At 70.4% G+C, this 6,261-nt stretch carries 7 protein-coding genes; 1 reads left to right on the top strand and 6 read right to left on the bottom strand.

Annotation, left to right across the window (positions count from 1 at the left end):
* The 6 genes from ABNT58_RS03745 to ABNT58_RS03720 form a co-directional block, all read right to left on the bottom strand.
* Positions 1 to 379, bottom strand: a 379-nt coding sequence (locus ABNT58_RS03745; protein WP_348752173.1) for a tripartite tricarboxylate transporter substrate-binding protein, incomplete at its 3' end; no start/stop codon positions are given.
* 36 nt (positions 380 to 415) lie between these two features.
* Complete coding sequence (locus ABNT58_RS03740; protein WP_348752172.1) at positions 416 to 1,402, bottom strand: tripartite tricarboxylate transporter substrate binding protein; 987 nt, start codon at positions 1,400 to 1,402, stop codon at positions 416 to 418.
* A 42-nt stretch (positions 1,403 to 1,444) separates the two neighbouring features.
* Positions 1,445 to 2,362 carry an amidohydrolase family protein gene (locus ABNT58_RS03735; RefSeq protein ID WP_348752171.1) on the bottom strand — a complete coding sequence of 306 codons (918 nt, stop codon included), beginning with the start codon at positions 2,360 to 2,362 and terminating at the stop codon, positions 1,445 to 1,447.
* Positions 2,359 to 3,297 (bottom strand): DUF1932 domain-containing protein, encoded by a 939-nt coding sequence (locus ABNT58_RS03730; protein ID WP_348752170.1) that lies wholly within the window; start codon positions 3,295 to 3,297, stop codon positions 2,359 to 2,361. The genes ABNT58_RS03735 and ABNT58_RS03730 overlap by 4 nt, the downstream gene beginning before the upstream one ends.
* A gap of 6 nt (positions 3,298 to 3,303) precedes the next feature.
* Complete coding sequence (gene ligK / locus ABNT58_RS03725) at positions 3,304 to 3,987, bottom strand: 4-carboxy-4-hydroxy-2-oxoadipate aldolase/oxaloacetate decarboxylase (protein WP_348752169.1); 684 nt, start codon at positions 3,985 to 3,987, stop codon at positions 3,304 to 3,306.
* 28 nt (positions 3,988 to 4,015) lie between these two features.
* Positions 4,016 to 5,044 (bottom strand): amidohydrolase family protein, encoded by a 1,029-nt coding sequence (locus ABNT58_RS03720; protein ID WP_348752174.1) that lies wholly within the window; start codon positions 5,042 to 5,044, stop codon positions 4,016 to 4,018.
* Between the two features lie 132 nt (positions 5,045 to 5,176).
* On the opposite strand from ABNT58_RS03720, the gene ABNT58_RS03715 reads away from it, so the two are divergent.
* Positions 5,177 to 6,067 (top strand): LysR family transcriptional regulator, encoded by an 891-nt coding sequence (locus ABNT58_RS03715; RefSeq protein ID WP_348752168.1) that lies wholly within the window; start codon positions 5,177 to 5,179, stop codon positions 6,065 to 6,067.
* Positions 6,068 to 6,261: the final 194 nt, after the last annotated feature.

The raw sequence follows: 6,261 nt of genomic DNA, 5'->3' as shown, positions 1-6,261 counted from the left end.
CCACCATGCCCACGGGGTCGAAGCTCTTGACCGGGTCGTAGCCCAGCTTGGGGTACAGCGCCGGGTTGACCGCCAGCGTGCCGATGTGGCCCATCAGCAGGGTGTTGCCGTCGGGCTCGGCCCGCGCCGCCTCGGCCGCGCCCAGCGAGCCGCCGGCGCCGGCCTTGTTGTCCACCAGCACCGTCTGCCCCAGTGCCGGGCCCAGCCGCGCGCCCACGGCGCGGGCCAGGATGTCGGTGGAGCCGCCCGGCGGAAAGGGCACGATCAGGCGCAGCGTGCGGCCGGCCTGGGCCTGGGCAGGCAGGCCCGGCAGCGCCAGGGTGGCGGCCGTGCCGAGCAGCAGCGAGCGGCGGCGCAGCGCCAAGGGGGGGGTTGGCATGGGTGTCTCCGGTGTTCTTTTTGTGCGCGGCGGCCGTCAATCGGGCTGGATGCGCGCCTCGCGGATCAGCTTCTGGTAGCGCTGCTGCTCGCTGGCCAGCAGGCTGGCGAACATGGCGGTGCTGCCGGGCGTCACCTCGCCGCCGGCGGCCGACAGGCGCTCACGCACCTCGGCCGTGGCCAGGGCCTTTTCCACGGCCTGGTGCAGCCGCGCCACCACTGGCTGCGGCAGCCCGGCCGGGCCCACCAGGCCGTACCAGACCGAGGCCTCGAAGCCCGCAAAGCCCGATTCGGCGATGGTCGGCACCTCGGGAAACAGCGGCGAGCGTTTGGCGCCCAAGGTGGCCAGCACCTTGAGCTTGCCGCCCTTGACATGCGGCTGCACTTCCAGCGCGTTGACGGCCACCAGCTGGATGTGGCCGGCGATCACGTCGTTCATCGCCTGCGAGCCGCCCTTGTACGGCACATGCACCGGCTGGATGCCGGCCGCGCGTGCAAAGAGTTCGATGGCCAGGTGGGGCGTGGAGCCATTGCCCGGCGTGCCGTAGTTCAGCGAGCCGGGCTGCAGCTTCAGCCGCGCGATCAGCTCACGCAGCGAGCCAATGCCCGCCTGCGCATTGGCAGCCAGCACCACCGGCACCCGGCCTACCTGGGCGATGGGCGTGATGTCGCGCGCCAAGCTGTAGGGCGCGGGCTGGTACAGCGAGACATTGGCCGCCAGCGCATTGGCGGCCAGCATCAGCGTGTAGCCGTCGGGCGGGCTTTCCATCAGCGCCTTGATGGCGATGTTGGTGCCGGCCCCGGGCTTGTTCTCGACGATCACCGACTGGCCCAGGCCAGGCGCCATGGCCTGGCCGAGCGCGCGGGCGATGATGTCCACCGCGCCGCCCGGGCTGTAGCCCACCAGCACCCGCAGCAGGCGGTTGGCATCAGCGGCCTGTGCAGGGGCACTGGCCAGGGCGGCGGGCGCGCACAGCAGCCCGGCCAGCCGGGCCAGGGCCTGGCGGCGTTGCATCGGGGTCATCACGTCTCCTTCGGAAACTGCGGGAAGGGCGATCGGCGCAGGTCAGCGCTCTTCGGGCCAGTACAGGCGCATGGGGTTGCGCACCAGCAGCTGCTGGCGCTGCGCCGGCGTGGGCGCGATCTGCTCGATGAAGTCGACCAGCAGGCCGTCGTCGGGCATGTGGTCCTTCAGGTTGGGGTGCGGCCAGTCGGTGCCCCACAGCACACGGTGGGGGAAGCGTTCCATCAGGTGCCGCGCGAAGGGCACCACGTCGCGGTAGGGCCGAGGCTCGCCGTTCAAGGCGGGCGGACCGGCCACGCTCAGCCGCTCGGGGCAGCTGAGCTTGCTCCACACGTGGGGGTGCTCGTCCATCAGCCGCACGAAGCGGCTGAACTCGGGCCCGTCCACCGGCTGGCGCACGTCGGGCCGGCCCATGTGGTCCACCACCACCGGCGTGGGCAGCGTGGTGAAGAAGTCCCACAGCTCGGCCAGGTCGGCGGCCTCGAAGTACACCACCACATGCCAGCCCAGCGGCTGGATGCGCGCGGCGATCTCCATCAACTCGTCGCGCGGGGTGAAGTCGACCAGCCGCCGCACGAAGTTGAAGCGCACGCCGCGCACGCCCAGCGCATGCATGCGCTGCAGCTCGTCGTCGGTCACGCTGCGCCGCACCGTCACCACGCCACGCGCCCTGCCCTGCGCATGGGCCAGCGCATCCAGCAGCGCGCTGTTGTCGGCGCCGTGGCAGGTGGCCTGCACGATCACGTTGCGCTCGAAACCCAGGTGGTCGCGCAAGGCCAACAGCTGCTCGCGGCTGGCATCGCAGGGCGTGTACTTGCGCTCGGGCGCATACGGAAAGCGGTCGCCCGGCCCAAAGACGTGGCAGTGCGCATCGACCGCACCCGCTGGCAACTGCAGCCGCGGCCGGCTGGGGCCGGCGTACCAATCGAGCCAGCCCGGGGTCTTGGTGAAGGCGCTCATCGTTGGCGCTCCTTGGCCACTTCGGCCAGCAGGCGGTCGGCCTCGGTGCGCCAGTCGGCGCTGCGGGCAAAGCCCGCTTCACCGCGCGTGCCGAACACGCCGGCATCGGCCAGGTCGGCCACCCAGGCCTGGCGCTCGGCGGTACCGCTGGCGCTCCAGGGTTGCAGGCCGGCTTCGCGCACGGTCTGGGCCACTTCGCGCACTTCTTCGGCGCGGCGGCGGCCATGCTCGATCACGCGCTGGAAGAAGTAGGCGGCCTGCTTCTCCCAGTCGATGCCCGGGAAGGTTTCGTACAGCGAAGCGATGACCGCGTCTTCCACGCCGTAGTGGCGGGCGGTGCTCAGGCTTTCGATGACCATGGCCTCCAGGCCCTTGATCATCACGCTGCGGCACATCTTGGTGGCCGAGGCAACGCCCAGCCGCTCGTCGGCCAGCTTGGCGGCAAAGCCGAGCGCATTCAGCGGCGCCACCACCGCGGCCGCATGCGGCCCGCCCAGCAGCAGCGGCACGCGGATGCGGTACGGCGGCACGCTGGTCATCACCGCGCCTTCCACGTAGCGGCCACCGGCGGCATCCACCACCCGGGCCGCGCGCTGCTTGGCACCCGGCGAGGCGGAGTTCATGTCGATGAACACCGCGCCCGGCTGCAGGTGCGGCGCTGCGGCCTCGGCCACCGCCACCGCCTGGCTGGCGGTCACGGCGCTGATCACCAGGTGGGCACCGGCCACGGCATCGGCGGCCTGCGCATGCAGCTGCACGCCATGTTGTTGCGCATGGGCCTGCAGCGTGGGCGCCAGTGCCGGCTGCTGCAGCTTCAGGTCATGGGCGGCCACGGCCAGGCCCTGCGCTCGCAGGTCTTCGGCCAGGATGCGGCCCACCTCGCCATAGCCGATGAGTGCGATGCGTTGGAAGGCGGGCGGTACTGCTGCGCTCATGGTGCTTCAGTCGATGTAGCGCAGGCCGGCCTGGGCCAGCGGCTCGCGCATCTTGTACATGTCCAGGCCCAGCACGCCGCTGGCCAGCTTCTCGCGCTTGGCGCCTTCGTTGGCCTCGCGGGCCTGGGCAGCCTTCAGCGTCTCAGGCGCCCGCTCGCGCGGCACGCACACCACGCCGTCGTCGTCGGCCACGATGACGTCGCCGGGCGTCACCCACATGCCGGCGCACACCACCGGGATGTTGACCGAGCCCAGCGTGGCCTTGATGCAGCCCTTGCTGCTGATGGCCTTGCTCCAGACCGGGAACCGCATCTCGGTCAGCGTGCGCACGTCGCGCACGCCGGCATCGATGACCAGTGCGCGGGCGCCACGGGCCTGGAAGCTGGTCGCCAGCAGGTCGCCGAAGTAGCCGTCGGTGCAGTCGGCGGTGATGGCCGCCACCACGATGTCGCCGGGCTGGATCTGCTCGGCCGCCACATGCAGCATCCAGTTGTCGCCGGGGTGCAGCAGCACGGTGACGGCCGTGCCCGAGACCTGGGCGCCGGCATAGATGGGCCGCATGTAGGGCTTGAGCAGGCCCACGCGGCCCATGGCCTCGTGCACCGTGGCGCTGCCCAGCGCGGCCAGCGCGTCGGTGGTGGCCCGGTCGGTGCGGTTGATGTTGCGGTAGACGACGCCGAGTTCGTACATGGAGCTTCTTTCGTGGGGCGGTGAAAGCTCAGCGGCCCTTGGCCTTGAGCTGCTGGTCGAGGCGGCCGAACACGCGGCGCGCATTGCCTTCGTACACCTTCTGCTTGTCCTCGGCACTCAGGATCGTGCTGGCCTCGATGTAGCGCTTGGTGTCGTCGTAGTAGAAGCCGGTCTCGGGGTCGACGCCGCGCACCGCGCCGATCATCTCGCTGGCAAACAGGATGTTGTCCACCGGGATCACCTTCGTCAGCAGGTCGATGCCCGGCTGGTGGTACACGCAGGTGTCGAAGAAGATGTTGTTCAGCAGGTGGTCCTTCAGCAACGGCTTCTTCAGCTCCTGCGCCAGCCCGCGGAAGCGGCCCCAGTGGTAAGGCACGGCGCCGCCGCCATGGGGAATCAGGAATTTCAGCGTCGGAAAGTCCTTGAACAGGTCCGACGTCAGGCACTGCATGAAGGCCGTGGTGTCGGCATTCAGGTAGTGGGCGCCCGTGGTATGAAAGCACGCGTTGCAGCTGGTGCTCACGTGGATCATCGCGGGGATGTCGTACTCCACCATCTTTTCGTAGATGGGGTACCAGCTGCGGTCGCTCAGCGGCGGGCTGGTCCAGTGGCCGCCCGAGGGATCAGGGTTCAGGTTGATGCCCACGTTGCCGTACTGCTCCACGCACTTGACCAGCTCGGGGATGCAGGTGGCGGGGTCCACGCCCGGGCTTTGCGGCAGCATGGCGGCCGGCACGAAATGGTCGGGGAACAGCTGGCTGACGCGCCAGCACAGCTCGTTGCAGATGGCGGCCCAGGCGGCCGAGGTCTCGAAGCCGCCGATGTGGTGCGCCATGAAGCTGGCACGCGGGCTGAAGATGGTCAGGTCGCTGCCGCGCTCCTTCATCTTCTTGAGCTGGTTGGTCTCGATGGACTCGCGCAGTTCGTCGTCGCTGATCTTCAGGTCAGCGGGCTTGGGCGCCTGACCCGGGTCGGTCAGCCCTGCGATCTGCAGGTCGCGCCACGCGCCCAGCGCGGCCGGTGCCGTGGTGTAGTGGCCATGCACGTCGATGATCATGAAGAAGGCGTCCTTGTCGCTGCGGTTCAGCGCCGGATTCTCGAAGTGCCACCGCACGCCACCTAGCGGTGCCGATCGCTAGCTGCTATGCCGGTTCGGCATGGCGGGCCGCGGTCTGGGCACAATGGGCCGGTGGACATCAAGCAGGTCGAATACTTCATCCAGGTGGCGCAGACGGGCAGCTTCAGCCGCGCGGCCGAACTGCTGGGCATGACGCAGCCCGCCTTGAGCCGCCAGGTGCGCGCGCTGGAGGTGGAGCTGCGCGAAACCCTGCTGCTGCGCAACGGCCGCGGCGTGGTGCTCACCGAGCCGGGCCGCCGCCTGCTGGACCGCGGGCGGCAGATCCTGCAGCTGGTGCAGGCCACCCAGCATGAGCTGGGCGCGATGCGCGGCGAACCGCAGGGGCAGATCGTGCTGGGCCTGCCGCCCAGCCTGGCGCGGCACATCACGGTGGCGCTGGTCGAGCGCTTCCAGGCCGAGATGCCCAAGGCCCGCGTGGCCATCGTCGAAGGCTTTTCGTCTCACATCACCGAATGGCTGGCCACCGGCCGGGTGGACCTGGGGCTGGTCTACAACCCCGAGCCGCAGCCCAACCTGGAACAGGAGCCGGTGCTGCGGGAGGAGCTGTGCCTGATCGGCCCGCCCGGCGCGCCGCGGCGGGCCGAGATACCGCTGGCCGAGGTGGGCCGGCTGCCGCTGGTGCTGCCGCAGCGTGGCCACAGCTTTCGCCGGCTGATGGAGCATGAGGCGCTGCTGGCCGGCGTGAAGCTGCAGGTGGCCTGGGAAGTGAGCAGCGTGCCCACCATCCTGGACATGGTGCGCCGCGGCCACGGCTTCGCGGCGCTGACGGCCAGCGCGGTGAACGAAGGCGAAGGCCCCGGCGCCCTCACCCGCACGCTGATCGTGGAGCCGCGCATCCGCAGCACCTTGTGCATCGCCTGGAGCGCCGCCACGCGGCGCGATGCCTTGCAGCTGCGCACGGCGGCGCTGCTCAAGGACCTGGCGCTCGGCTTCACCTCTTGAGAGCGCCGCAGCGCGCTGCGGCGGCCGGCTGTCAACGAACCTTCATGCGCGCTCCCTAACCTGAGGGTCCACGCCGACCCCACGAGGAGAGCCCCGCATGAGCCAAGACCGCCACTCGACCCAACGCCGACGCCTGCTGCACGGCGGCATGGCCCTGGCCGGGGCCGCCCTGCTGCCCCGGCACCAGGTGGCCT

The sequence above is a fragment of the uncultured Aquincola sp. genome (assembly GCF_964001545.1).
In the GTDB taxonomy this organism is placed as follows: domain Bacteria; phylum Pseudomonadota; class Gammaproteobacteria; order Burkholderiales; family Burkholderiaceae_C; genus Aquincola.
This window is presented reverse-complemented; position numbering and strand designations above follow the sequence as displayed.

Coding starts and splice junctions, on each gene's coding strand:
- ABNT58_RS03740 (WP_348752172.1), bottom strand. CDS start 1,402: ATGACCCCGATGCAACGCCGCCAGGCCCTGGCCCGGCTGGCCGGGCTG.
- ABNT58_RS03735 (WP_348752171.1), bottom strand. CDS start 2,362: ATGAGCGCCTTCACCAAGACCCCGGGCTGGCTCGATTGGTACGCCGGC.
- ABNT58_RS03730 (WP_348752170.1), bottom strand. CDS start 3,297: ATGAGCGCAGCAGTACCGCCCGCCTTCCAACGCATCGCACTCATCGGC.
- ligK (WP_348752169.1), bottom strand. CDS start 3,987: ATGTACGAACTCGGCGTCGTCTACCGCAACATCAACCGCACCGACCGG.
- ABNT58_RS03720 (WP_348752174.1), bottom strand. CDS start 5,044: ATGATCATCGACGTGCATGGCCACTACACCACGGCACCGGCCGCGCTG.